Raw genomic sequence first — 1,311 nt, forward strand, 5'->3', positions numbered from 1 at the left:
ACGTACCAGTGCCACGTACCAGTGCCCGTTTTACCGGCTCAGCGTGAAAATATTCATCAGCGACTAAATCTAACCGGATAACCCAGTTATCYCGGCCCTTCACCGTCACATTGCTATCACGAAAGCCCCGTTCCGGAATTTCATACACCACCCGCACGCGATCTTTTAGCTCACCCACTTGTGACCGGTTTTGAGCATCCTGTTCCAGAAACACCTGACAGGAGGGGGTCAAATAAGGTGAAAGCGCCRCTATTTTCGCCGGATAATCAACGTCCCCGTCTTTCGGCCAGGCATTCAGTTGTTGAAAAATATAAAAACCAAAGGCATAAACTTGGGAGACGGGCACTTCCCACCACGGACGAGTGCTACCACTACGCACATCCGGCGGCGTATGAATGGTTAACTCTCTCGGCGCCATCATCCAGCCACTCAGACTCAGTAACAACAATAAAACCAGCACACCACAGGCAGCGCGTAGCGTCAGGATATGCTGGTCCCGATCTTGAATCGCATGACGAAAACGGCTCATAACCGCCTCGTTTTAGTTATTACCCGATAACTGCGGCGCAACGACCAGCGTTGTGATGTGACAATCAGTGACGGATCACCCAGACCATAGTACCGCTTTTTCACTTCCAGTTGCCGATAGAGGTAATTCTCCGGTTTACCGCGTTTCATCCGGGCCAGGTATTTGCCACCAAAGGCAATCAATAATAACGGCGCAATCAGTGCCACCGTCGGTATCATCACCCAACCCGTTACTGATGCCAGTAACAAGCCAATGACCGTGCCAGCTATCAGTCCCGTTAATGCCGTCCAGCCCAGCTCTGGGGTAGTAAATCCCCGGAACACGATAGGTTCGGCATTAAGACGATCAGGTAAAAAACGAATAGTTTGAACCATACTGACACTTCCCTGGGGTTAAAAGAGAATGGAAGTCGATTTGCCCAGCAGCCAGATAACAGCCACTAACAGCACTACACCAACCACCACAATCGCACCAAATTTAGTCCAGGAAGCTCTGTCACTGCGAACTTCAGAAAAAGTATGGATTGCCGCTGTCGCCACATTGATAAACGCGATCGCGGCAACGACCAGCCCGCCTATTACTATGCCGTCCTGCAAGTAACCTTTAACGGTATTAAAAATGCCGCCGCCACTCCCGCTGGAAGGTGGTTCAACCGTTGGCAATGCCGCTGTCACGGGTTGACAAACCAGATAAGCCAGCACACAGAGTGACACTGCACGGGTATTGATACGGGTAAACAGGCGGAACAGTGACTGACATCCCCGCTTTAACAGATCCATTTC

General features: G+C 50.9%; 3 protein-coding genes. All 3 read right to left on the minus strand.

Features of this window, described 5'->3' with window-relative positions; all coding sequences use genetic code 11:
* Nucleotides 1–529, minus strand: a 529-nt coding sequence (locus D3222_RS24605; RefSeq protein ID WP_118988353.1) for a PFL_4703 family integrating conjugative element protein, incomplete at its 3' end; no start/stop codon positions are given.
* The gene (locus D3222_RS24610) at nucleotides 526–903 is read right to left on the minus strand and encodes a TIGR03750 family conjugal transfer protein (RefSeq protein WP_118988354.1); all 378 of its coding nucleotides are present in this window, start codon (nucleotides 901–903) and stop codon (nucleotides 526–528) included. The genes D3222_RS24605 and D3222_RS24610, both read right to left, overlap by 4 nt.
* Nucleotides 904–921: 18 nt before the next feature.
* The gene (locus D3222_RS24615) at nucleotides 922–1,308 is read right to left on the minus strand and encodes a TIGR03745 family integrating conjugative element membrane protein (protein ID WP_232832590.1); all 387 of its coding nucleotides are present in this window, start codon (nucleotides 1,306–1,308) and stop codon (nucleotides 922–924) included.
* Nucleotides 1,309–1,311 lie beyond the last annotated feature (3 nt).

The sequence above is a fragment of the Photorhabdus sp. CRCIA-P01 genome (assembly GCF_003545805.1).
Classification (GTDB): Bacteria; Pseudomonadota; Gammaproteobacteria; order Enterobacterales; family Enterobacteriaceae; genus Photorhabdus; species Photorhabdus antumapuensis.